General features: G+C 66.0%; 23 protein-coding genes. 17 read left to right on the top strand and 6 right to left on the bottom strand.

Features of this window, described 5'->3' with window-relative positions:
- The first annotated feature begins 2 nt into the window (after positions 1–2).
- Genes Q0071_RS21155 through Q0071_RS21140 form a run of 4 tightly spaced genes read left to right on the top strand, consistent with a single transcriptional unit; the run spans position 3 to position 2,933 of the window.
- On the top strand, positions 3–701 hold the full coding sequence (locus Q0071_RS21155; RefSeq protein WP_298174361.1) for a glycoside hydrolase family 25 protein: 699 nt from the start codon (positions 3–5) through the stop codon (positions 699–701).
- Positions 698–1,138: a cytidine deaminase gene (locus Q0071_RS21150; protein ID WP_298174359.1), complete on the top strand. Its 441-nt coding sequence runs from the start codon at positions 698–700 to the stop codon at positions 1,136–1,138. Before Q0071_RS21155 ends, Q0071_RS21150 begins: the two co-directional genes overlap by 4 nt.
- A 38-nt stretch (positions 1,139–1,176) precedes the next feature.
- A complete protein-coding gene (gene dcd / locus Q0071_RS21145; protein WP_298174357.1) occupies positions 1,177–1,731 on the top strand; it encodes a dCTP deaminase in 555 nt (184 codons plus the stop codon).
- Positions 1,732–1,757: 26 nt separating this feature from the next.
- Complete coding sequence (locus Q0071_RS21140) at positions 1,758–2,933, top strand: saccharopine dehydrogenase NADP-binding domain-containing protein (RefSeq protein WP_298174355.1); 1,176 nt, start codon at positions 1,758–1,760, stop codon at positions 2,931–2,933.
- Positions 2,934–3,005: 72 nt separating this feature from the next.
- Here Q0071_RS21140 and Q0071_RS21135 read toward each other — a convergent pair whose 3' ends face one another.
- Positions 3,006–3,449 (bottom strand): globin domain-containing protein, encoded by a 444-nt coding sequence (locus tag Q0071_RS21135; protein WP_298174352.1) that lies wholly within the window; start codon positions 3,447–3,449, stop codon positions 3,006–3,008.
- Between the two features lie 84 nt (positions 3,450–3,533).
- Here Q0071_RS21135 and Q0071_RS21130 point away from each other — a divergent pair, with 84 nt between their 5' ends.
- Entirely contained in the window at positions 3,534–3,986 is a 453-nt protein-coding gene (locus tag Q0071_RS21130; protein ID WP_298174350.1) for an Rrf2 family transcriptional regulator, read from the top strand.
- On the opposite strand, the gene Q0071_RS21125 is transcribed toward Q0071_RS21130, so the two are convergent.
- Positions 3,970–4,395 (bottom strand): hypothetical protein, encoded by a 426-nt coding sequence (locus Q0071_RS21125; RefSeq protein WP_298174348.1) that lies wholly within the window; start codon positions 4,393–4,395, stop codon positions 3,970–3,972. The genes Q0071_RS21130 and Q0071_RS21125 overlap by 17 nt on opposite strands.
- A gap of 151 nt (positions 4,396–4,546) precedes the next feature.
- On the opposite strand from Q0071_RS21125, the gene Q0071_RS21120 reads away from it, so the two are divergent.
- Positions 4,547–5,548 carry an adenosine kinase gene (locus tag Q0071_RS21120; RefSeq protein ID WP_298174346.1) on the top strand — a complete coding sequence of 334 codons (1,002 nt, stop codon included), beginning with the start codon at positions 4,547–4,549 and terminating at the stop codon, positions 5,546–5,548.
- A gap of 3 nt (positions 5,549–5,551) precedes the next feature.
- Here the strand turns inward: Q0071_RS21120 and purD are convergent, their stop codons facing one another.
- The gene (gene purD / locus Q0071_RS21115; protein WP_298174344.1) at positions 5,552–6,850 is read right to left on the bottom strand and encodes a phosphoribosylamine--glycine ligase; all 1,299 of its coding nucleotides are present in this window, start codon (positions 6,848–6,850) and stop codon (positions 5,552–5,554) included.
- A 7-nt stretch (positions 6,851–6,857) separates the two neighbouring features.
- Between purD and xseA the strand changes: the two genes are divergently transcribed.
- From xseA to Q0071_RS21090, 5 genes are all read left to right on the top strand, one after another.
- Positions 6,858–8,318, top strand: a complete 1,461-nt coding sequence (gene xseA / locus Q0071_RS21110) for an exodeoxyribonuclease VII large subunit (RefSeq protein WP_298174419.1) — start codon at positions 6,858–6,860, stop codon at positions 8,316–8,318.
- A gap of 43 nt (positions 8,319–8,361) precedes the next feature.
- Positions 8,362–8,565, top strand: coding sequence for a DUF2093 domain-containing protein (locus Q0071_RS21105; RefSeq protein WP_298174342.1), 204 nt, complete (start codon positions 8,362–8,364; stop codon positions 8,563–8,565).
- Positions 8,562–9,509, top strand: coding sequence for a M23 family metallopeptidase (locus tag Q0071_RS21100; RefSeq protein WP_298174340.1), 948 nt, complete (start codon positions 8,562–8,564; stop codon positions 9,507–9,509). Before Q0071_RS21105 ends, Q0071_RS21100 begins: the two co-directional genes overlap by 4 nt.
- A gap of 368 nt (positions 9,510–9,877) precedes the next feature.
- Positions 9,878–12,817, top strand: a complete 2,940-nt coding sequence (locus tag Q0071_RS21095; RefSeq protein WP_298174338.1) for a TonB-dependent receptor — start codon at positions 9,878–9,880, stop codon at positions 12,815–12,817.
- A gap of 111 nt (positions 12,818–12,928) precedes the next feature.
- Complete coding sequence (locus tag Q0071_RS21090) at positions 12,929–14,500, top strand: tetratricopeptide repeat-containing sulfotransferase family protein (protein WP_298174336.1); 1,572 nt, start codon at positions 12,929–12,931, stop codon at positions 14,498–14,500.
- A gap of 11 nt (positions 14,501–14,511) precedes the next feature.
- On the opposite strand, the gene Q0071_RS21085 is transcribed toward Q0071_RS21090, so the two are convergent.
- Entirely contained in the window at positions 14,512–15,546 is a 1,035-nt protein-coding gene (locus Q0071_RS21085) for a hypothetical protein (protein WP_298174334.1), read from the bottom strand.
- A 79-nt stretch (positions 15,547–15,625) separates the two neighbouring features.
- On the opposite strand from Q0071_RS21085, the gene Q0071_RS21080 reads away from it, so the two are divergent.
- Both Q0071_RS21080 and Q0071_RS21075 read left to right on the top strand, forming a co-directional pair.
- The gene (locus Q0071_RS21080; RefSeq protein ID WP_298174332.1) at positions 15,626–16,801 is read left to right on the top strand and encodes an aspartyl/asparaginyl beta-hydroxylase domain-containing protein; all 1,176 of its coding nucleotides are present in this window, start codon (positions 15,626–15,628) and stop codon (positions 16,799–16,801) included.
- A gap of 76 nt (positions 16,802–16,877) precedes the next feature.
- Positions 16,878–17,192, top strand: a complete 315-nt coding sequence (locus Q0071_RS21075; protein ID WP_298174330.1) for a hypothetical protein — start codon at positions 16,878–16,880, stop codon at positions 17,190–17,192.
- 37 nt (positions 17,193–17,229) lie between these two features.
- On the opposite strand, the gene Q0071_RS21070 is transcribed toward Q0071_RS21075, so the two are convergent.
- A complete protein-coding gene (locus Q0071_RS21070) occupies positions 17,230–17,769 on the bottom strand; it encodes a hypothetical protein (protein ID WP_298174328.1) in 540 nt (179 codons plus the stop codon).
- Positions 17,770–18,040: 271 nt separating this feature from the next.
- Here Q0071_RS21070 and Q0071_RS21065 point away from each other — a divergent pair, with 271 nt between their 5' ends.
- The 4 genes from Q0071_RS21065 (at position 18,041) to dxs (ending at position 21,385) form a co-directional block, all read left to right on the top strand.
- Complete coding sequence (locus tag Q0071_RS21065) at positions 18,041–18,178, top strand: hypothetical protein (RefSeq protein ID WP_298174326.1); 138 nt, start codon at positions 18,041–18,043, stop codon at positions 18,176–18,178.
- Positions 18,175–18,864, top strand: a complete 690-nt coding sequence (gene msrA, locus Q0071_RS21060) for a peptide-methionine (S)-S-oxide reductase MsrA (protein WP_298174323.1) — start codon at positions 18,175–18,177, stop codon at positions 18,862–18,864. Before Q0071_RS21065 ends, msrA begins: the two co-directional genes overlap by 4 nt.
- 53 nt (positions 18,865–18,917) lie before the next feature.
- Positions 18,918–19,397, top strand: a complete 480-nt coding sequence (locus Q0071_RS21055) for a transcriptional repressor (protein ID WP_298174321.1) — start codon at positions 18,918–18,920, stop codon at positions 19,395–19,397.
- 68 nt (positions 19,398–19,465) lie between these two features.
- Positions 19,466–21,385: a 1-deoxy-D-xylulose-5-phosphate synthase gene (gene dxs / locus Q0071_RS21050; protein WP_298174319.1), complete on the top strand. Its 1,920-nt coding sequence runs from the start codon at positions 19,466–19,468 to the stop codon at positions 21,383–21,385.
- 22 nt (positions 21,386–21,407) lie between these two features.
- Here the strand turns inward: dxs and Q0071_RS21045 are convergent, their stop codons facing one another.
- Positions 21,408–22,076: an NnrU family protein gene (locus Q0071_RS21045; protein ID WP_366886917.1), complete on the bottom strand. Its 669-nt coding sequence runs from the start codon at positions 22,074–22,076 to the stop codon at positions 21,408–21,410.
- Positions 22,077–22,129: the final 53 nt, after the last annotated feature.

Here is a 22,129-nt window from a genome sequence, read left to right as displayed (position 1 = left end):
GCGTGAACAACCCCGGAAAACCAGCGCGTCGGCGCGTGTGGATCCTGCTGGCCGTGGTGCTGCTGGCCGGTGCCACGCTGGCTGCATGGTGGGAATCGCGGCGCTGGGAGCCTGACCGTGCGCGCTTCCCCGTGCAGGGCGCCTGGCTTGATGCGCATGACGGTGCAGTCGAATGGCCCTCGCTCAAGGCGCATGGGGCCGATTTCGTCTACCTCACCGCCAGCGAAGGAGCGGGCCGGCGCGACGAGACGTTCACTGCGGGCCTCGACGCCGCGCGCAAGGCCGGGCTGCAGGTGGGTGCGGTTCACGTCTATGATCTCTGCGCTCCGGCGGATGCGCAGGCTGGCAGTTTCGTCACCGTGGTGCCGCGCGATGATGCCTTGCTGCCCCCCGCGGTCATGCTCGATCTCGATTCGCGATCCTGCCCGCAGCCGCCGGGCGAAGCGGCGATGCAGAGTGAATTGACGACGTTCCTCAACCAGATCGAGAAGCATACCGAACGCCCGGCGATCCTGATGATCTCCCGCACGTTCGACGCGCGCTACCATCTCGCCGCCCGGCTGGATCGCAACCTGTGGGTGGCGGGCGATTTTCTCGAACCCACGTATGCCGGGCGGCGCTGGGTGATGTGGACCGCAACGACGCGGCTGCATGTCGCCGGCGTGGCCGGGCCCTTGCGGTGGGTGGCGGTGCACCGATGAGCGAACCGATCACCGATCTTGTTGCCGCCGCCATCGAAGCTGCGCGCAACGCTTATGCGCCTTATTCGGGCTTTCACGTCGGCGCGGCGCTGCTGTTCGATGATGGCGCGGTGGTGCAGGCCGCCAATGTCGAGAACGCAAGCTACGGCCTCTCGCTCTGCGCCGAAGCCAATGCCGTGGCCCGCGCAATGACCGAAGGACGGCGCGGCGGGCTGGTCGCGGTTGCCATCGCCGGCGGCAAGGCAGACGCGGCAGGGGCGATTGCGCTCGGGCCTGAGCCGGTCATGCCCTGCGGACGCTGCCGGCAAATGCTGCACGAGCTCGCGGCATTGGGCGATACCGATCCAGAGGTCATCGGCGCGGCCGATGGTTCGCTGACGCGGCTGCCGCTCTCGGCCCTCTTGCCCCATGCCTTCGGACCGGCCAATCTGGCCTGAACGTCTTTCTTCCCTTCCCAGCATACCGGAGCGCCGCATTGGCCATTCTTTCCGACAAGTGGATCCGCACGCAGGCCTTGGCAAACGGCATGATCGAGCCGTTCGTGGAAAGCCAGCGCCGCGATGGCTGCATTTCCTACGGCCTCTCCTCCTATGGCTATGATGCCCGGGTGGCAGACGAGTTCAAGATCTTTACCAACATCGATTCGTCGGTGGTCGATCCCAAGGATTTCGATTCGAACTCGTTCGTGGACCGGAAGACGGACGTCTGCGTGATCCCGCCCAATTCCTTCGCGCTCGCCCGCACGGTCGAATACTTCCGCGTGCCGCGCGACGTACTGGTGATCTGCCTTGGCAAATCGACCTATGCCCGCTGCGGGATCATCGTGAACGTGACGCCGCTAGAGCCCGGCTGGGAAGGCCATGTGACCTTGGAGTTTTCCAACACCACGCCGCTGCCCGCCAAGATCTATGCCAACGAAGGCGCGTGCCAGTTCCTGTTCCTGCAAGGCAACGAACCTTGCGAGGTGAGCTACGCCGACCGCGCGGGCAAATACATGGGGCAGCGCGGGGTAACTTTGCCGAAACTTTGAAATTACGAGAAAAACGGGAGAGATAAATGGCAACGAGCAAGGCTGAACGGCCCTTCGACATTATCGTCTATGGCGCGACCGGCTATACCGGTCGGCTGGTGGCTGAGTACCTCGCGCACCATTATGGCAAGGATGGCCCGCGCTGGGCGATGGCCGGGCGCAGTGTGGAGAAGCTCGCCGAAGTGCGCGATCTGATCGGTGCGCCGGCGGATACACCGCTGGTCGTTGCCGATTCGGACGATCCCGCCAGCCTCGCCGCGATGGCCGAGCAGGCCCGCGTGGTGGTGACCACGGTTGGCCCGTACCAGCTCTATGGCGAACCGGTGCTGCGCGCCTGTGTCGCCGCTGGGACGGACTATGCCGACCTCTGCGGCGAGCCGGTGTGGATGCGCCAGATGGTCGATGCGCTGCACGATCAGGCGAAGGAAACGGGCGCACGGGTGGCGTTCTCGTCGGGCTTCGATTCGATTCCCTTCGATCTCGGCGTCTTCATGCTGCAGCAGGAAGCCAAGGCGCGCTTCGGAGCGCCGGCGCCGCGGGTGAAATGCCGCGTGCGGGCGATGCAGGGTGGTTTTTCCGGTGGCACGGCGGCAAGCCTCGGCGCGACGCTCAAGGCGCTGGGCGCGAACCCCGCGCTGATTCCGATCATGACGAGCCCCTTCGGCCTCACGCCCGGTTTCGAAGGGCCGGAGCAGCCGGCGGGCGACAAGCCGTTCCTCGATGATGCGACCGGCAGCTGGGCTGCGCCTTTCATCATGGCGGTGATCAACACCAAGAACGTCCACCGCACGAACTTCCTGCGCGGGCACCCTTACGGCGCTGACTTCGTCTATGACGAGATGATGCTTACCGGCCCGGGCGAGCAGGGCCAGGCGATTGCCGACCATATCGCGAAGACGCCGATGATCGGTGGTCCGAACGATCCGAAGCCCGGCGAAGGCCCCACTGCGGAAGAGCGGCTCAACGGCCACTACGACGTGCTGTTCGTCGGCGAAATGCCCGATGGCCGCGAGATCCGCTACGGCGTCAAGGGCCGCTATGATCCGGGCTATGGCTCGACCAGCCGCATGCTGGCCGAAACCGGCATCGCGCTGCTTTCGTGCGAGGCGGAAGGCGCGATCGCCACGCCGGGGGCCCTGCTGGGTGAAGCGCTGGTCGAGCGCCTGCGCGCCCATGCCGAGATCACCTTCGCGCCCGAGTAAGGCCTGACGGACCGCCTGCTGCGCCAGAGGGGGGGCGCGCAGCAGGCGATCCGGACCGCCGAGTCAGCCCGTTCAGGCAGCTTCGGCGTATGCCTCGGCTTCGGCGGCAATCAGGATATCGGCGAGCATCCAGTACGCCTCGCCCCAGGCGGCGAGCACTTCGTCGGTGGCGATTTCGGCACCGACGACATCGCGAATCGCTGGCAGCAGCGCTTCGGCGACATAGGGATAGTGCTCAGCGCGCACCCCGGTTTCGACATGGCGACGCACCATCTTGGTGACTGCCGAGCCAAGCTTTTCGAGATGATCGATGTTCTTCGCATAGGCGAGGATCGCGTTTGCCAGGCGGCGGGGCTGCTCGCCGCTTTCCTGCGCGGCGGCATCGAACATATCCTTCACATCCGCGTTCACGAACAGGCGCTTGTACATCGCGGTGGTGATGGCGAGCCCGTGCTGCTCGATGAGCGGAGCGGTGGCCTTGACGATGGTGCGGGCATGTTCGGAAGCGGTGCGCATGGGCTCTCTCCAATCCAGTATTCAAAATACCGGTATTTAATCTGCTTGATTTAGGCAAGCGAAAAATGGAATCAGGACGGCGCCATGCAGCTCACCCAGCACACCGATTTCGGCTTGCGTCTGCTGATCGTGCTTGCCCGTGATGGGGGCTCGATCAGCTTGCCCACGTTTTCCGCGCAGCAGGGGCTGAGCTATCACCATGTCGCCAAAGTGGCGCAGGCGCTGGTTTCGGCGGGGTTTGCTGTTTCACATCGCGGGCGCAGCGGCGGGATCGCGCTGGCGCGGCCGGCGGCGCAGATCACCGTTGGTGAAGTGGTGCGCACGCTCGAAAAGGGCATGCGGCTCGCGGACTGCGCGACTTGCGCCTTGCGCACGGATTGCGCGCTTAGCGGCGTCCTGGCCGAGGCGCTTGAGGCCTTCCTCGCCGTGCTTGATCGCTACACGCTGGCTGCTGTTTCCCGTGAAGGCGTGCCGGCGTTCGCGCCCTGGGCCATGCTTCCGCAGCCGATTTCCTGCGCGGTCAGCGAGGCTTCCTGAGCGCTGCCACGCAGGCGGCGCGATCCACATCACGCCCGTCACCGCGCCGCGCATCGACAAACGTGGCGATGGGGCGGCCGCCTCCATCAGGCGGATAGAGATAGGCATCGAGCACGCAGGGCGCGCCGCTCCATTGCAGCTTGCGCGCGTCGCCCTCGCGCACGTCGAGCCGGGGCGCGCCGAACTGGCGGGTGAGCGCATCGGCGTCGGCCCCGATCACCCCTTCGAGCCCGGGCAGGACCTGAATGTGCGGACGGGGACGCTGCGTCTGGATCGCGGCGGGCGGTGCTGGGCGGATAGCCTTGGGCGGCGGCGGTGGAGCCGGCAGGGGGCGCACCGCGTCCGTGCTGCCGCCACATGCGGCCAGCGCGAGCAGCGCCGGAAGCGCAAGCCACTGGTATGCTTTCATGACGTCGGCCAATCGCCGCTGCGCTGCCTTGTGTCAACGCATCCGGCTGGCAGCGCCGCTCTTCGCAGCGCAGCATTGCACCGCCTCGCCCCGCCCGCTACGCCCTCACTCCAAGAGTCCTGCCATTTTGTCGCCAGCCTGGAGTAACCGGATGAGCCCTGCCCCCGCCCGTTTCGATGTGATCGCCATCGGCAATGCCATCGTCGATGTCATGGCTCCGGCGGCGGAGGATGACATCACCCGGCTGGGCCTTGCCAAGGGTGGCATGACGCTGATCGATACCGCCCGCGCGCACGAACTCTATGAAGCGATGGGCCCCGCGCGCGAGATTTCCGGCGGTTCGGCGGCAAACACGCTCGCAGGCCTCGCGGCGCTGGGCGCGCAGTGCGCGTTCATCGGCCAGGTTGCCGATGACCAGCTGGGCGAAGTCTTTGCCCATGACATCCGTGCCGGCGGGATCGCGTTCGAAACGCCCGCGCGCGGGGATGACCCGGCAACCGCCCGCTGCCTGATCTTCGTGACGCCCGACGGCCAGCGCACGATGAACACCTATCTTGGTGCTTCGCAGTACCTGCCCGCCTCGGCGCTCGATGAAAGCGTGATCGCCGATTCGTCCGTGCTCTATCTCGAAGGCTATCTGTGGGATCCGGAAGAGCCCCGCCGTGCCATGCGCCGCGCCATCGCTGCGGCACGCGAAGCCGGGCGGCAGGTCGCTTTCACGCTGTCCGACGGCTTCGTCATTGCGCGCCACGGCGATGATTTCCGGGCGCTGATCGCGGCAGGCGAGATCGACATCCTGTTCGCCAACGAGCACGAACTGGCGGCGCTGACCGGTGAAGATGACTTCCACGCTGGAATCGCGCAGCTGGCGCCCAAGGTGCCGGTGCTGGTCGTCACCCGCAGCGAAAACGGCGCGCATGCTGTCGCGCACGGCGAACATGTTCATGTGCCTGCCGAGCCGGTCGAGCGCGTGATCGACACCACCGGTGCGGGTGATCTCTTCGCGGCCGGGTTCCTCTTCGGCCACGTGCGCGGGCGCAGCCTTGCCGATTGCCTCAAGCTCGGCGCGATCTGCGCGGCGGAAGTGATCTCGCACTATGGCGCGCGGCCGGAGGCGGACCTCGCCGCGCTGGTGGCCGAGCGCCTGGGCTGAAATTCAGGTCGGCTGGCGCGCCAGTTCGCGCCAGCCGATATCGCTGCGCCAGAAGCCGTCGTCGAAGTGGATTTCCGCCAGCGCGGCATAGGCGCGGTCCCGCGCCTGCTGGAGGTTCGCGCCCGTGGCCGTGACATTGAGCACCCGGCCACCTTTGGCGACGAGCGCGCCCTCTGCCGTGGCAGCGGTGCCTGCGTGGAACACCTTGGCGCCATGGGCTTCGGCGGCGGAGAGGTTCTCGATCAGGCCGCCGCTGGCGGGCGTCGCCGGGTAGCCTCGCGCTGCCACGACCACTGTCATAGCGTTCTCGGCGGACATGGATGGTGCAGCGGCACTCGCCAATTCGCCGCGCGCGCAGGCATCCAGCAGCGCCACGAGATCGCTCTCCAGCCGCATCATCAGCACCTGGCATTCGGGATCGCCGAAGCGGCAATTGTATTCGATGAGCTTGGGGCCTTCCGCCGTCAGCATGAGCCCGGCAAACAGCACACCCGAATAGGGCATCCCCGTCTCGGCCATTGCCTTGACGGTCGGCGCGATGATCTCGGCCATCGCGCGTGCTTCCAGTTCTGCGGTGAGCACCGGTGCCGGACTGTAGGCGCCCATGCCGCCGGTGTTGGGGCCAGTATCGCCTTCCCCTACCCGCTTGTGATCCTGCGCCGAACCGAACGGGACGATGGCGCTGCCGTCAGTGATGGCGAAGAGGCTGACTTCCTCGCCTTCGAGAAACTCCTCGATCACCACTTCGGCCCCCGCGCCGCCGAACGCGCCGCCGAACATGTCGTCGATCGTGGCCGCAGCTTCCTCGGCGGTCTGGGCGATGACCACACCCTTACCCGCCGCGAGGCCGTCGGCCTTGATCACCACCGGCAGCGAGAACCCGGCCAGCGCGGCGTGGGCTTCAGCGGCGCTCTTCGCGCGCACATACCCCGCTGTCGGAATGCCCGCGCGCGTGCACATGTCCTTGGTGAAACCCTTGGAGCCTTCAAGCTGGGCTGCCGCCTTGCTCGGCCCGAACACTGCAATCCCGGCGGCGCGCAGCGAATCGCCGAGGCCATCGACCAGCGGCGCTTCGGGGCCAACGACCACGAGCGCGACCTCGTGCTCAGCGCAAAACGTGGCAACCGCCGCATGGTCGGTTAGCGGTAGAGCCACGCAGCCGCCTTTTCCGCGTGCGGCAATCACCTCGGCGATGCCCGGATTCCCCGGTGAAGCCCACAGTGTGGTGCAACGCGGCGATTGCGCGAGCTTCCACGCCAGCGCATGTTCGCGGCCGCCCGAGCCGATGAGCAGGATATTCATGCCAGACATGCCGCCTTACCGTGATGAGAATGCCGGGCTGTTAGCCGCCCAGACTGCAGGCGACAACGCCCCGGCGCTTTCGATCAGCGAGATTTCCCAGTTGCTGAAGCGCACGGTGGAGGACCGTTTCGGTTTCGTGCGCGTGCGCGGGGAGCTTTCGGGTGTGAAGCGGGCTGCTTCGGGGCACCTCTATCTCAGCCTCAAGGACGAGAATGCGCGGCTCGACGGGGTGATGTGGCGCGGCGGCGCGCAGCGGCTGGGCTTCGTGCCGGAAGACGGCGTCGAAGTGATCGCGACGGGCAAGCTGACGACCTATCCGGGGCGCTCCAACTACCAGATCGTGATCGAGCGGATGGAGATCGCCGGCGAAGGCGCGCTGCTGGCGCTGCTGGCGAAGACCAAGGCGCGGCTGGAAGCGGAAGGGCTCTTCGCGCCTTCACGCAAGCGGCCCCTGCCCTATCTGCCGCGCGTGATCGGCGTGGTGACATCGCCCACGGGTGCGGTGATTCGCGATATCCTGCACCGCCTGCGCGACCGGTTTCCCACGCATGTCGTCGTGTGGCCGGTGCTGGTGCAGGGACCGGGCGCGGCGGCGCAGATCGCGGCTGCGGTGCGAGGCTTCTCCGCGCTTGAGCCGGGCGGACCAGTCCCCCGGCCTGATCTGGTGATCGTCGCACGCGGCGGCGGCTCGATCGAAGACCTTTGGTGCTTCAACGACGAGGATGTCGTGCGCGCCATTGCCGCCAGCACGATCCCGACCATCAGCGCGGTGGGGCACGAGACCGATACAACGCTTGCAGACTTCGCCGCCGACCTGCGCGCACCCACGCCGACCGCTGCGGCCGAGATCGCGGTGCCGGTGCGCGGCGAACTGATCGCAGGGCTCGCAGACCTGCACGCCCGCAAGAGCCGCGCGGTGGTGCGGCTGCTAGCCCTCTCGCGCGAGCGGCTGGAGCAGCGCGCGCGGCGGTTGCCCGAACCTCAGGCCTTGCTCGACGGACAGGCACAGCGACTCGACGATCTTGGAGACCGGTTGCGCCGCGCACTGGTGCACCGCACTGGCCTCGCTGCAACGCAGCTTGCGCAACGCTCGGCAGGCTTGCGACCTGCGGTGCTCGAGGCGCGGCTGCGGCAGGGGCGGGAGCGGCTCGCCGCGCAGCGGCTGCGCCCCGCGCTCGTGCAGTCGCGGATCGAAGCAGGGCAAACCGCCCTCCATGCACTCGACCGGGTGCGGCGTTCGCTCGATCCCAAGGCACCGCTGCGGCGCGGCTATGTGCTGGTGACCGATGCGAACGGGCAACTCGTCCGCTCGCGCACGGTGGCCGAAGCGGCGAGCCTGCTCCATCTCGAGTTCGGTGACGGTGTGCTCCACGTCGTGCCGGGCGGGACAACCGCGGCCCCTGCCCCGCGTGCTGCGCCGAAGCCGCGCGGGCCTGCGCCGGGTGATGCCCAGCCGAAATTGCTGTGAGCCGAAATTGCTTTGAGCGCCATGACGCACTAGATTGCCTGCCATGCTGATGAATCCTGCCAATCGCCTCGCGCGCCTGCACTACTTGCCCAGCCATTTCCGCCAGATCGGTGCGGGCGATCACGTGCTCTGCGCGGTGAGCGGCGCGCGCATCGGGCTCGACATGCTGCGCTATTGGAGCGTGGAGCGACAGGAAGCCTACGCCAGCGCCGAAATCGCGACGCGCCGCCTGCTCGGCGAGGAATGATCGGGCCAAAAGCGTTTCCGGCTGGCGCGCAGTCCATGCGCGTTGCGTTATCAGCCATCGCAATGCTTGGCGCGTGCGGCGCAAGTCAGGGCTCTGCCGGATCGCCGCCGGCTGTTCCAGCAACCGTCCAGACCGCGCAGCCAGCCCCGTCGGCACTAGCCGAACCGGCCGCTGGCGCGATCGGGGGCGTGCAATATCGCGGGCGGCTTACGCAGGGCGGATGGATTCGCGGGACTGCTCCGAAGGGCACGCAGCTCGTGTCACTTGGCGGCACCACGCTTCCTCTGGCGCCTGACGGAACGTTCTTCGCCGCGTTCGACCGGGACGCACCGGCCAGCCTTGTTCTTGCAGTGACAGCGGCCAGCGGCTTTTCCCTCTCGACCGAGCTGGCTGTTGCTCCGCGCAGCTGGCGGATCGAATCGGTCAATGTGGCCAAGCGCCCCGGCAAGTTGCCCGATGCCGAATTCAAGGCCCGGCGCGAAGCGGAGCTTGCCCGAATCGGTGCGGCCCGCGCCAGGGAAAGCGATGCCGAGGGTTGGCGACAGACGATGCTCTGGCCGGCGGCGGGCCGCATCTCCGGCGAATTCGGCGCACAACGAATCTACCGCGGCGAACCGGGGGCCTATCATGCCGGCATCGATCTCGCGGCGCCGCAGGGGGCCGAGATCCGGGCCCCCGCAGACGGCGTCGTGACGCTCGCGGCCAGCGCCGCACCGTTCACGCTCGAGGGGCACCTGCTGATCCTCGACCACGGCATGGGCCTGACGTCTGCGTTTCTGCACTGCTCCGATCTTGTGGTGCAAGAGGGTGACACTGTGATGCAGGGCCAGCTGATTGGACACGTCGGCATGACAGGCCGCGCGACAGGACCGCATCTGCACTGGGCGCTTACCTGGCGGGGGCGGCGGCTCGATCCCCGGCTGTTTGCCTCGCCATCACGCTGAATTTGCTAGGCTGCGCACGTTTCTTTCCTGAGAACACCCGGTTCGCGCAAAAAATTATCGCCAAACCGATCCGGATGTAATTTCCGAGCGCGATATCCAATCCGGGGCCATTGCCGACACGTTGCGAAGTGCTGACAGTGTGTTGCACTCTCGCCACATAGCAGGGACGTTTTGCAGATGTGTTGCAGAACATCCTTCCATGACCCCCGTAAAATCCACCAGTAAGCCCCACCGTTCCTCGTAGATCGAATGTCATCTGTCATGCCCGGCGCAGACCGGACCAGAGGCAATGTCGGTCGAGGAACTTCTTCCGGCGGCCTTGGGGATCCCATCAGGGGTTGGGGCCGCCCTTTGAAGGGACTGGACACGTGAAGACCAACAACAACGCCGCCTTGAAGGCGGGTGCCGCGCCTTTCGCCCTCGCGCTCGCGCTCGTTTCGGCTCCTGTTTTCGCGCAGGAAGCCGCTCCGCAGGCTGACACTGCTACCGAGACCAACGAACCCACCGCGATCGTCGTTACCGGCAGCCTTATCCGCAACCCGAACCTCGTTCAGGCCACCCCGGTCAACGTGACCACGGCCGACCAGATTGCCCTCAAGCAGTCGAACACCGCGGAAGAAGTTCTGCGTCAGGTTCCCGGTATCGTTCCGAACATTGGTTCGGCCGTGAACAACGGCGCGACCGGCTCGAACTACGTCGACCTTCGCGGCCTCGGTTCGAACCGCAACATCGTGCTGCTCGACGGCCAGCGCATCGTCCCGGCCGACCTTCAGGGCCGCGTCGACCTTAACAACATTCCGCTTGCGCTCGTCAGCCGCGTTGACGCGCTGACCGGTGCGGCCGTGACCACCTATGGTGCGGACGCGATCACCGGCGTGGTGAACTTCGTCACCAAGAAGGATTTCGCCGGCGTCGATCTCGCGGTGTCGGACCAGATCACCGAGCAGGGTGACGGCAACTACTTCCGCGCCGACGTGACCACCGGCGTCAACTTCGACGACGGTCGCGGCAACGCGGTGCTGAGCATCGGCTACCAGAAGTCGAACCCCGTCTATCAGGGCGCGCGCGACTTCTCGAACATCCAGCTCGACAGCTTCTCGGGCACCGCTGGCGGTTCGGGCACTGCCGTTCCGGCACGCTTCTCGATCAACGGCGCCAACCGCGTGATCGATCCGTCGACCGGCCTGCTGAAGCCCGGCTTCACGCCGTTCAACTTCAACCCCTACAACATCTTCCAGACGCCGTTCCAGCGCTTCAACATCTTCGCCCAGGCGAACTACCAGCTTTCGGACGCTGTTGAAGTCTACACCCGCGGCCTGTTCTCGAAGAACACGGTGAAGACGATCATCGCGCCCTCGGGCCTCTTTGCCGAGAGCATGAAGATCCCCTTCAGCAACCCCTACCTGCCTGCCGGCGCTGCCGGCCAGTTCTGCGCCGCCAACGGCCTGACGGATGCAGAGTGCGTTGCTGCCCGCGCCGCCACCGACCCGACGGATCCGAACTACCGTACGTTCAACACGGTTGTTCGTCGTCGCTTCGTCGAAACCGGCACCCGCAACTCGCAGTACACCACCAACATCTTCGACTACTCGCTCGGTTTCCGCGGCGCGCTGACGAAGACGGTGAACTGGGACGTTCGCGCCAGCTACGGCGAGAGCGACCGTCTGCAGACCATCACCGGTTACGTGCTGAAGTCGCGCGTGCAGGATGCCCTGCTGGCGACCAACCCGAACTCCTGCCTCAGCGGCAACGACGGCTGCGTTCCGATCAACCTGTTCGGCGGTGCCGGTTCGATCACGCCGGAGCAGGCAGCCTACACGCTGTCGCCCTCGACCACGGCGAACAACACCTCGCTGCTCCAGGTCCGCGGCCTGCTTTCGGGTGACTTCGGCTTCACCGTTCCGACTGCCAGCGAGCCGGTCGGCTTCGCAGCCGGTGCCGAGTACCGCAAGTATCACGCGGCCCAGATCTCCGACACCCTGTCGAAGACCCCGGGCGAGCTCGGCGGTGCGGGCGGTGCTGCTCCGGACATCGACGGTGCCTACAGCGTGTGGGAAGGCTACGGCGAACTCGTGGCGCCGCTGATTTCCGACAAGCCGTTCTTCAAGAGCCTGACCGCTGAAGGCGGCGTGCGCTACTCGAAGTACAGCGTCCGCGGCGGCGGGAAGACCGAAGCCTGGACCTACAAGTTCGGCGGCAGCTGGGAACCGGTTGAGCAGCTCAAGCTGCGCGGCAACTACTCGCGCGCGGTTCGTGCGCCGAACATCGCCGAACTGTTCACGCCGAACACCGTTGGCCTGACCAACCTCGCGGCTGATCCTTGCGCTGGCGCAGCTCCGCTGACCAACGCGAACCTCCGGTCGATCTGCCTTGCGCAGGGCGCTCCGGCGAACTCGATCGGTCAGATCCTCAACCCGACTGCGGCGCAGGCCAACATCACTTCGGGCGGCAACATCAACCTGAAGCCGGAAAAGGCCACGACCTACACGCTCGGCGCTGTGGTTCAGAACCTGTCGTTCCTGCCGGGCTTCTCGGTCTCGGTCGACTACTACAACATCAAGGTCACCGATCAGATCGGTACGCCGCTTCCGGGTGACCTTGTCTCTGCCTGCTTCGGTAACGTCACTGCCGCCAGCGCGACGGACCCGGCTTGCACCATCATTCGCCGCGATCCGGCGACCGGCGGTCTCGACGGCAGCCCGGCGACGACGAAGGGCCTGTTCGGTGGTCTCACCAACCAGGGCAAGCTGTTCACCGACGGTATCGACGTGATCCTCAACTACTCGCGTCCGATCGGCGCGGTGAAGTGGACGCTCAACGCCGTGGCGAACGTCACCTTCTCCTCGCGCTTCAAGGCGACCCCGACGAGCATCGATCGTGAATGCGTTGGTCTCTACTCGGTGAACTGCTCGTTCACCGGCTCGATCCAGCCGCGCCACACCTGGTCCGTGCAGAACACGTTCAGCCTCCGTGGTATGGACCTGTCGCTGATGTGGCGTCACCAGTCGAGCGCGCGCTATGAAGATGGCAACGCTTTCAACGGGACGATCCCGGCTGACAGCGGTGCGCTCAGCGGTCAGAAGGTCGACTTCAACAAGATCGACGCGTTCGACTACCTCGACGTGACGACGCGCTTCAATGTCGAGCAGTTCACCTTCACCTTCACGGTGCAGAACCTGTTCAACACGAAGCCGCCGATCGTCGGCAACACGATCGGTTCGACCTCGTACAACAGCGGCAACACCTATCCGTCGTCGTACGACGCGCTGGGTCGCCGTTTCGCGGTCGGCGCTCGCGTCAAGTTCTGATCCTCACCGATCAGAATGCCAAACAGGGGGCGGGCAGCAATGCCCGCCCCTTTTTTGTGTCCGCCGCCAGCAGGAGTTGACCTTCCGCCGGGCTCGGTTGATGGCTGGGCGATGTCCGAAGATCTGGAAACCGCCGCACGGGCCGCTGCCGCTGCGCTGGGCGCAGGCCGCGGAACGGCGGCGGATTGCACCACGCTCGGTTGGTATCGTGCGGTCTCGGGTGATGCGGCCGGCGCCTTGGCGCTGTTCGAACGCGCGCTGCAGATGAATCCGCGCGAAGTGGAAGCCATGGTCGGCCTTGCCGGGCTTCATCGCGCCGCCGGCCGCCTGCGTGATGCTGCGCTCCGCTGCGATGCTGCCCTCGCCATCGCGCCGGGCTATGCAGAGGCATGGTTGGAACGCGCCTTTGTGATGGCCGCTGGCGGGGTGATGGACGAGGCCAAGCGCTGCTACGGCGAGGTGCTTGCCCGTGCGCCCACCCACGCAGGGCAGCGCGCTGCGGCGCACGCGGGGCTCGCCGCGATCGCCGCGCGCGACGGTGAGGCCGAGGCGGGCCGCCACCATGCCCGCGCGGCGCTGGCTGACGATCCCGCCCATACAGGGGCGATTACCGCGCTCGCTACGATCGAACTCGAAGCAGGCGATGCGCAGGCTGCGCGCCGCCTCGTCGAACCTGCATTGGCGCGGATGCCGGAGCCTTCGCCAGAGCGCATGGAATTGCTCCATGCGCTGGGCGATGCCTGCAACCGCCTGCGCGATCCCGCCGCTGCTTTTGCCGCCTATGCCCGCGCCAAGCAGGACTTCGCGGTAATCCATGCCGCCACGTTCGCCGGGCGGCCGCCCCACCGCGAATTCATCGAGGGTGTTGCTGCGGGGCTGGCCGCGATGGATATCTCGGGCTTGCCGGATGGGGCGCCGCCCCCGGTAAATCCACATATCTTCGTGCTCGGCTACCCGCGCAGCGGCAACACGCTGCTCGAAAACGTGCTCGCCTCGCTGCCCGGTACGGCGGCGATCGAGGAAATGCCGACGCTGCGCGAGGCGGACCTGGCTTTCCTTGCTGAGCCCGACGGCCTACCCCGGTTTGCTGCACTGGATGAGGCGGCACTTGCCCCTTATCGCACCGCGTACTGGCAGCGTGTGGGGCAAGCGCTTGGTCGCGATCCTGCGGGTGCCACTCTCGTCGACATGGACCCGCTCAAGTCGATCCGCCTGCCCTTGATTGCGCGTCTGTTTCCTGCCGCCAAAGTGCTGCTCGTGCGTCGTGATCCGCGCGATGTCGTGTGGAGCTGCTTCCGCACCAGTTTCGCGCTCAGCAATGCGGCGATGGATTTCACCACGCTGGAAGGGGCGGCGCGGCACTATGATGCCCTGATGCGGCTGACGGAACTTGCCCTCGCCCGATTGCCGGTTTCCGTTCTCGAGGTGCCCTATCACCGCATGGTGCAGGATTTTGACGTCATGACGCACGAGATCTGCCAGTTTGTCGGCCTCGCATGGACCGACGATCTCAGGCGCTTTGATCGCACCGCCCGCGCGCGCGGTGTTTCCACCGCCAGCGCGCGGCAGGTCCGGCGCGGCCTGTTCGATGGCACGCGGCAGTGGGAACCCTATGGCGAGTATCTCGCGCCGGTCATGCCGATCCTGCAGCCGTGGATCGAGAAGCTGGGTTACGCGTCGTGAAGCAGCGGGCCCTATAGCAAGGGCAGGGGTGCATCCATCGCGATGCCGGCCCCGCGCGCGACCTCGACCGCCCAGCCATGCACCATGTCGATTTCGTCCGCATGCGCTGCGCGGGCCGCAGCATATTCGCCGCGACGCTGATCGGGCGTGAAGGCCACGCCGGATTTGGAATGCCGGGTAAATGCAGGCCCCGTCGCGATTCGCGCGATCGCCGCTGCGTCCAACGGCAGACCATAGTGCGCGGCGGCTGCTGCAATCACGCGCGCCGGATCGCCGGTCAGCTGTTCCGAGGTCAAGGTGCGCAGCCGCGCCGGACCAATCCTTGCCGCCAGCGCGGCGAACAGCCGTTGCTGCGCGAGCCAGCCGGTGGCGGCAACCTGCAGGTCGCTCTGCCGGAACACATCTTCCGGCGTGATCCCGAGCGGGGCGACGATGCCGGCCTGCAGGTAGCCCTCCATGAGCTCGCGAACCCAGAGGCGGCAAGGTAGGCCTTTGCGCACCACCGAAACAAGGAAGGTTTCGAGCGGGGCATGGAGGAACAGGGCGCGCGCATCCGGCGCCAGCGCCAACAGCAGTTCGGCAAAGGGATTGAGCAGGTTCGATGGTTTGACCACCACGCTCTCCCCCGCCGCGAATGGCCGTGCGAGCAGACGCAGGGCGAGATCTGCGCTGCGGGCAACCGCAGCGGGCGGCGCTCCGCGCCTGCGCATGCCAACCACATCATTGAGAATCACCGGTTCGGACAAACCCATCGCCACGCCGGGTTCGGCCAAGGCGCGCGCAAGGAGAGTCGAGCCGCAGAAGGCGGAGTGGAACAGCAGGCCAAGCCGGGGCTTGCCGGGAAAGCGCGCCAGAAGCTGGGTGGCGGGCACATCGACCTGCGGCGGCATGGCGCCGAAATGCGCGGCAAAGCCATCGTCGGTCAGAAACGCCATGGCGGCATGGGCCGCGCGCGGCACGCGGGCAAAACGGACCGCATCGGTCCCTTCGACCAGCCGGTGCGCGAGCCATTCGGCATCGAAAGGATCGAACGGAGCGGATGCCATGCGCCCAGCCTTACCGCGCACATCGCGCCGCTGCAACGCCGCTTGCCTGACAGGCGCGGGGCTGTAGACACTTTCGCCGATGACATCGCAACCTATCGATCGGGCCAGAGCCCAGGCCGCCAACGCCCGCGCCATGTCCGCGCTGCGCGCCGGTGATGCACCGGGCGCGATCCTTGCGGCGCGCGAAGCCGCCGAGGCTGATCCCGGGGCGCTTTCGTTGTGGATCAATCTGGCGCTGGCCTGCCGCATGGGCAGCGATCTTGCCGGCGAGCGGCTCGCGCTGGAACGCGCGCTCGACCTTGATCGGCTCGATTTCACTGCGCAGCTCCGCATGGCGCAGCTTCTCCAGCGCGAAGGTGAAGAGACCAAGGCGCTGATCGCGTGGGACGGCGTGCAGCAGCTGGCCCAGCATTTCCCGGGCCTGCCCGAACCGGTGCGCGCCGAACTGGCAGCGGGCGAGGCTTTTTGCGCCAATCTGCGCGCACGCATCGCGGAAGCCACGCATGCGGCGCTGTCCCTCGATGCCGAAGCACGCGATGAAACCGAACGTCGGCGGATCGACGCCTTTGCGGCAGCTGCGCTCGGCCAGCGGCGCATCTATGTCAATGAATGTGCCGGGCTGCACTACCCGTTCCTGCCTGCCGACGAGTTCTTCGACCGGCGACACTTTCCGTGGTTCGCGGTGCTGGAAGCCGAGGCCGGCGCGATCCGTGCCGAACTCGACGCCTTGCTTGCGGAGCCGGGCGAAGCCATCCGGCCCTATGTTCGCATGGAGCCGGGCAGCCCCGAGAACAAGTGGACTGCCCTTGATGGCTCGCTCGATTGGTCTGCCTGCTTCCTGTGGGAATATGGGGTTCCGAATGCGGCCGCGATCGAGCGTTGCCCCCACACGGCCAGGGTGCTGGAAAGCCTGCCGCTGGCGCGGATCCCCGGGCGCGCTCCGAATGCCTTTTTCTCGATGCTGCGCCCGCGCAGCCGTATCCCCGCACACACCGGCGTGACCAACACGCGTGCGATCGTCCACCTCGCGCTCGATGTGCCGCCGGGCTGTGGTTTCCGGGTTGGCGGTGAAACGCGCCAATGGGTTGAAGGCCAGGCCTTCGCCTTCGACGATACCATCGAGCATGAAGCATGGAACGACAGCGATGCACGGCGCGCTGTGCTGATCATCGATGCATGGAACCCGCATCTCTCCGAACGGGAGTGTGCCGCAATAACCGCATACTTCGCGGCGAATGATGCGGCGCTAGGTTAACCCCGCGCGCTGCCTTGCCCGCGCCGTGCCGTGACGGTACAATTGCGCATTCCCCGAATTCAGAGGACCGTCACGCATGCCTGCGTCATTTCTGTTCGCTCTTGCCGCTGCTGCGGCGACCACTGCGGTTTCCGCCACAGAGCTTCCGGCGCTCGAGAAGGATCCGACTGCGATGTCGCAATCGGAAATCCGCGCCTTCAACAAGGGCCGTTCGGTCAACGACCCCGATTTCATCCGTTGCCGCCGCAGTGAGGAAACCGGCTCGCTCGTCCACAAGACCTTCACGTGCCACACCATGTCGCAATGGGCAGCGATGGAACGGCAGGGCAACCAGACCGCGCGCGATACTTATGAGGCGATGACCAGCAAGTCGATCAATCAGGCGAACTGAGGGCGTAGACTGGCCCGGCTAACCGGCAGGGCCAGCACTACTGCGAAAGGCGCACCACGCGCACATAAGCGCCCTTGTCGATCGAGGCGAGGTAGCTGCCTAGTGCGCCGCGCTTGATACGGATGCCGACACCGGGCCGTGCGAAGGCATTGCCGCCGTCGGTCTGCTTCCAGCGCGCGCCATCTGCCAGCGTGAAGATTGCGAAGCCATCGCCGGTATCGCGCACCGCCGAGATCGTGCTCTCGATTTCCTTGACCTCGTCGCCGTCCTTTTCGGCCCCGCCGAACAGCTTGAGCTTGGGCAGGGTGAAGCCGAACAGACCCTTCTTGGTCTCGCGGATCGTGGCGCGGTCGGCGACGACGATGTCTTCCTTGTCGCGCGCTGCGGCGAGCGCGGCGACGCTCCTGTCATAGCACGCGAGGCGCTCGCTGTCGGACGTCAGCGCCCGGCAGTTGACCACCGCTTCGAACACTTGCGGCAGCTCCTTCGGCAGCGCGGGCTTGTCCCTGGCGACAAGCGGTGCGGCGGCAAGCGCGACAGCCCCAAGGGCAATGCAGCTCAGCATAGGGCGAAGCATGGTCTTTCCTCTCCTCGGGGGGGCTTGCGGGACGCCTTCTTCGCGCGCGTCGCAGCGAAGGTCAATCGAACCCTCGCGGCCCGGTAAGGTGCAGGCCGATTCGCGGCACGGCGCACCTTGTAATCGGCGAGCCCGTAACCATTTGGCCGAAACAAGCGAATGGTACTGCGGCACCACTGCGCCCTGGTTCACACCCGGGCCGGAACCAATGCGGCAGAGCCTGTGCCAGAGCGGTGCGGCCACCCGCGCATGCCAGTTTGGATGAAATGGAATGACGCTTTTCGGCAAGGATCTCGTTCGCTCTCTGGTACTGGGCTTCGCGCTTGGCTCGGTCGCGATGGTGTTCACTTTCGGCGTGCCGCAGGCGCAGGCCGCGACGCCCGCCGCTACAGTGCAGGTGCCGCGATGAGCCGCATGCGATTGCCGCTCCGCATCCTAGGCGGCGCGCTTGCCGCTTCGCTGGCGGCTGCCTGTCTCCAGCCCGCGCAGGCAGAGTCGGGGGTCTCCGCTCCGGCATCGTTGGTTCAGGCGAAGGAGGCCAAGGGCCTCAAGACCGCCGTGTTCGCCGGCGGCTGCTTCTGGGGCATGGAAGCGGTGTTCAGCCATGTGAAGGGCGTAAGCAGTGTGGTGTCCGGCTTCGAGGGCGGCAAGCGCACCGACGCGCACTACGAGATCGTCAGCTCCGGCACGACCGGGCATGCCGAAGCCGTGCGGATCACTTATGATCCGGCGGTGGTGCGCTATGATCAGCTGCTGCAGGTGTTTTTCTCGGTGGCGAGCGATCCCACCCAGCTCAACCGCCAGTACCCCGATACCGGCACCCAGTATCGCAACGCGGTTGTGCCGCAGAATCCCGAACAGGCGCGGGTCACCACGGCCTACCTCGCGCAGATCAGAAAGGCTGGTCTGTGGAAGCGGCCGATCGTGACGGCGATCGAGCCCAATCGCGGCTTTTTCGCCGCTGAGGACTATCATCAGGACTTCGCGCTGAAGAACCCGGATCACGGCTATATCCGCATGTGGGATGTGCCCAAGGTTGCCGCACTCAAGCGTGCTTTCCCCGGTCTGTGGAAGCCTGATTTCACGCGCGGCTGAACGGGTATCCCCCCGGATTTGCGCTTAGGCGCAAGGCGGTTTATCTCCCTGTCATGGCGGGCCAACACAACCATCACGATTTTGCCGGTGACAAGCTGGTCGATGCAGCGCGCGGAGCGCTGCAGGCGGCTGGCGAGCAGTGGACGGATATGCGCAACGACGTGTTCGAGGCGCTTGCGGCCCACGAAAAGCCGGCATCGGCTTACGACATTGCGGAAAGCGTCGGCACGCGGCGCGGCAAGCGGGTCGCGGCGAACAGCGTTTATCGCATTCTCGACCTGTTCGTTCGCACCAATCTTGCGCGGCGCGTGGAAAGCGCGAATGCCTATGTCGCGAACAGCCACCCCGGCTGCCACCACGATTGCATCTTCCTGATCTGTGATGCCTGCGGCGAAGCAACGCACATCGACGATGACAGGCTGACAGGCGCATTGCGTGATGCAGCACACCGCGCCGGGTTTGCTGCCGTACGCCCGGTCGTCGAGATCCGCGGCCGCTGCGGGGCATGCGGTGTGGGTGCGGGTGAGGGCTGATCGGCAATTGGTCAGTTTACCTGCAAGACGGGTTCGACAGAGCCGATGCAAGGGTGTAAGACGCTTTAATGTCTAATCCGGTTACGCCGCTGCTCGATACGGTCGATACGCCCGACGACCTTCGCAAGCTTCAACCTTCGCAATTGCGCCAACTCGCCGATGAATTGCGCGATGAGATGATCGCCACGGTCGGCCAGACCGGGGGGCATCTCGGCTCTGGCCTCGGGGTGGTCGAACTGACCACCGCGATCCACTATGTGTTCGAGACACCTCGTGATCGACTGATCTGGGACGTCGGCCACCAGGCCTATCCGCACAAGATCCTGACCGGTCGTCGCAGCCGCATGCGCACCTTGCGCCAGGGTGGCGGGCTTTCGGGCTTCACCAAGCGCAGCGAGAGCGAATACGATCCGTTCGGCACGGCGCATTCGTCCACGTCGATTTCAGCAGCTCTGGGCTTTGCCGTGGCCAACAAGCTGGCGAACCAGCCGGGCAAGGCGATTGCGGTGATCGGCGACGGCGCGATGAGCGCGGGCATGGCCTATGAGGCGATGAACAACGCGGCCGCAGCGGGCAACCGCCTCGTCGTCATCCTCAACGACAACGACATGTCGATTGCGCCGCCGGTTGGCGGGCTTTCAGCCTATCTGGCGCGACTCGTGTCCTCGCGGCCATTCCTTGAACTGCGCGAAATGTTCAAGGCGATCTCGCGCCGCCTGCCCGAACCGCTGCACAAGGCGGCGCGCAAGACCGACGAGTTCGCGCGCGGCATGGCGATGGGCGGCACCTTGTTCGAGGAGCTGGGCTTCTATTACGTCGGCCCGATTGACGGGCACAATCTCGATCAGCTGATCCCCGTGCTCGAAAACGTGCGCGATGCGGCGGAGGGCCCGTGCCTCGTCCATGTCGTCACGCAGAAGGGCAAGGGCTATGCCCCGGCCGAGAACGCGGCCGACAAGTATCACGGCGTGCAGAAGTTCGATGTGATCACCGGCGAGCAGGCCAAGAGCGCTGCCGGCCCGCCGAGCTATACCAACGTCTTCGCCCAGGCCCTGCTGGCCGAGGCCGCGCGCGACAGCACTGTCTGTGCGATCACTGCGGCGATGCCTTCGGGCACCGGGCTCGACAAGTTCGCCAAGACCTACCCCGACCGTCTGTTCGATGTCGGCATTGCCGAGCAGCACGCGGTGACCTTTGCCGCTGGCCTCGCGGCACAGGGCATGCGCCCGTTCTGCGCGATCTATTCGACCTTCCTGCAGCGCGCCTACGATCAGGTCGTGCATGATGTGGCGATCCAGAATCTGCCGGTGCGCTTCGCAATCGACCGCGCGGGCCTCGTGGGCGCCGATGGCGCAACCCATGCCGGTTCGTTCGACGTGACCTATCTCGCCACGCTGCCCAACATGGTGGTGATGGCGGCGGCCGACGAGGTCGAGCTGGTTCATATGGTCCACACCGCCGCCCTGCATGACAGCGGGCCGATCGCGTTCCGCTATCCGCGCGGCAACGGCGTGGGCATTGCGCTGCCCGAGGTTCCCGAGCGGCTCGAGATCGGCAAGGGCCGTGTGGTGCGCGAGGGCAGCAAGGTCGCGATCCTGTCGCTCGGCACACGTCTGGCCGAAGCGCTCAAGGCTGCGGACTTGCTCGATGCCAAGGGCCTGCCGACCACGGTGGCTGATATGCGCTTTGCGAAGCCGCTCGACGAGGCGCTGATCCGCCGGCTGATGGCCTCGCATGAGGTCATCGTGACGGTGGAAGAAGGCTCGATCGGCGGCCTCGGCGCTCACGTGCTGACCATGGCGAGCGACGAAGGGCTGACCGATGCCGGTCTGCGCATTCGCACCATGCGTCTGCCCGACGTGTTCCAGGATCAGGATTCGCCCGAGAAGCAGTATGACACGGCCGGGCTGAACGCCCCGCAGATCGTCGATACGGTGCTCAAGGCGCTGCGCCACAACAGCGCCGGGGTGCAAGAAGCGCGCGCCTGATCGGCGCGCGCGCTCTACTTTTTCAGTACGCTTCGAACCAAACCCAGATGCCAGCGGGGATCAGCGCCATCTTGAGGTGCAGCCACGTGAGCAGCAGCCAGACCGGAACTGCGCCCAGCCAATAGAGCCCGAGATGGCCAAGGGCCGCCGGGTTTGGCAGGAAATTCGTGCGCTTCATCCACACGCGCCAATCCTGCCCGTGTAGTGCCACTTTCTTGGCATCCTGCCCTCGCGAACCGATCACCGCGAGAGCGATCATGCCCCCGGCAAGGATCAGGGTGCGCGCATTGGGGGCCACCAGAATATGGGCCACTCCCCAGAGCGTGAAGGCCGACATCATCGGATGGCGGGTGACCTTGAAGGCGCCATGCGGCAGTCTGGTCGAGAGGCCCGCCACATCGGTTCCGGCCAGAGCCGGATTGCCGGCAAGCGAGGCAAGGAACAGAGCTGTGGCCACCAGGGTGAGCACCGAGGCAAGGACCCATGGCACCACGGCTTGTCCTTCCCACAATTGCGGAGAGGATGATGCTTTGCCGAAAGCAATGACTGCGCCGCTGAACGCGACCAGTGAAATGAGGGAATAGATCCCCAGAAATCCGCCCTGTCCAAACTGGCGAACCATTCCGGCGCGCAAGGGATGAGACATAAGGAGGTGTGTCCCGACAAATGCGGACATGCCTACAGCGAGCATCACGGTTGCTGTATCCACGGTTCGGTCCTTCCGTGCTTATTGTTATCATCAAA

Source organism: Novosphingobium sp. (assembly GCF_027486195.1).
Taxonomy (GTDB): domain Bacteria; phylum Pseudomonadota; class Alphaproteobacteria; order Sphingomonadales; family Sphingomonadaceae; genus Novosphingobium.
This window is presented reverse-complemented; position numbering and strand designations above follow the sequence as displayed.

Bases quoted from the DNA above. Each gene is read 5' to 3' on its own strand.
- msrA (WP_298174323.1), top strand. From the start codon at position 18,175: ATGAGCCGCATGCGATTGCCGCTCCGCATCCTAGGCGGCGCGCTTGCC.
- Q0071_RS21140 (WP_298174355.1), top strand. From the start codon at position 1,758: ATGGCAACGAGCAAGGCTGAACGGCCCTTCGACATTATCGTCTATGGC.
- Q0071_RS21075 (WP_298174330.1), top strand. From the start codon at position 16,878: ATGCCTGCGTCATTTCTGTTCGCTCTTGCCGCTGCTGCGGCGACCACT.
- Q0071_RS21045 (WP_366886917.1), bottom strand. From the start codon at position 22,076: ATGCTCGCTGTAGGCATGTCCGCATTTGTCGGGACACACCTCCTTATG.
- Q0071_RS21090 (WP_298174336.1), top strand. From the start codon at position 12,929: ATGTCCGAAGATCTGGAAACCGCCGCACGGGCCGCTGCCGCTGCGCTG.
- Q0071_RS21125 (WP_298174348.1), bottom strand. From the start codon at position 4,395: ATGAAAGCATACCAGTGGCTTGCGCTTCCGGCGCTGCTCGCGCTGGCC.
- Q0071_RS21055 (WP_298174321.1), top strand. From the start codon at position 18,918: ATGGCGGGCCAACACAACCATCACGATTTTGCCGGTGACAAGCTGGTC.
- Q0071_RS21070 (WP_298174328.1), bottom strand. From the start codon at position 17,769: ATGCTTCGCCCTATGCTGAGCTGCATTGCCCTTGGGGCTGTCGCGCTT.
- Q0071_RS21085 (WP_298174334.1), bottom strand. From the start codon at position 15,546: ATGGCATCCGCTCCGTTCGATCCTTTCGATGCCGAATGGCTCGCGCAC.
- Q0071_RS21130 (WP_298174350.1), top strand. From the start codon at position 3,534: ATGCAGCTCACCCAGCACACCGATTTCGGCTTGCGTCTGCTGATCGTG.
- Q0071_RS21065 (WP_298174326.1), top strand. From the start codon at position 18,041: ATGACGCTTTTCGGCAAGGATCTCGTTCGCTCTCTGGTACTGGGCTTC.
- xseA (WP_298174419.1), top strand. From the start codon at position 6,858: ATGCCGCCTTACCGTGATGAGAATGCCGGGCTGTTAGCCGCCCAGACT.
- dxs (WP_298174319.1), top strand. From the start codon at position 19,466: ATGTCTAATCCGGTTACGCCGCTGCTCGATACGGTCGATACGCCCGAC.
- Q0071_RS21135 (WP_298174352.1), bottom strand. From the start codon at position 3,449: ATGCGCACCGCTTCCGAACATGCCCGCACCATCGTCAAGGCCACCGCT.
- Q0071_RS21105 (WP_298174342.1), top strand. From the start codon at position 8,362: ATGCTGATGAATCCTGCCAATCGCCTCGCGCGCCTGCACTACTTGCCC.
- Q0071_RS21150 (WP_298174359.1), top strand. From the start codon at position 698: ATGAGCGAACCGATCACCGATCTTGTTGCCGCCGCCATCGAAGCTGCG.
- Q0071_RS21100 (WP_298174340.1), top strand. From the start codon at position 8,562: ATGATCGGGCCAAAAGCGTTTCCGGCTGGCGCGCAGTCCATGCGCGTT.
- purD (WP_298174344.1), bottom strand. From the start codon at position 6,850: ATGAATATCCTGCTCATCGGCTCGGGCGGCCGCGAACATGCGCTGGCG.
- Q0071_RS21120 (WP_298174346.1), top strand. From the start codon at position 4,547: ATGAGCCCTGCCCCCGCCCGTTTCGATGTGATCGCCATCGGCAATGCC.
- Q0071_RS21080 (WP_298174332.1), top strand. From the start codon at position 15,626: ATGACATCGCAACCTATCGATCGGGCCAGAGCCCAGGCCGCCAACGCC.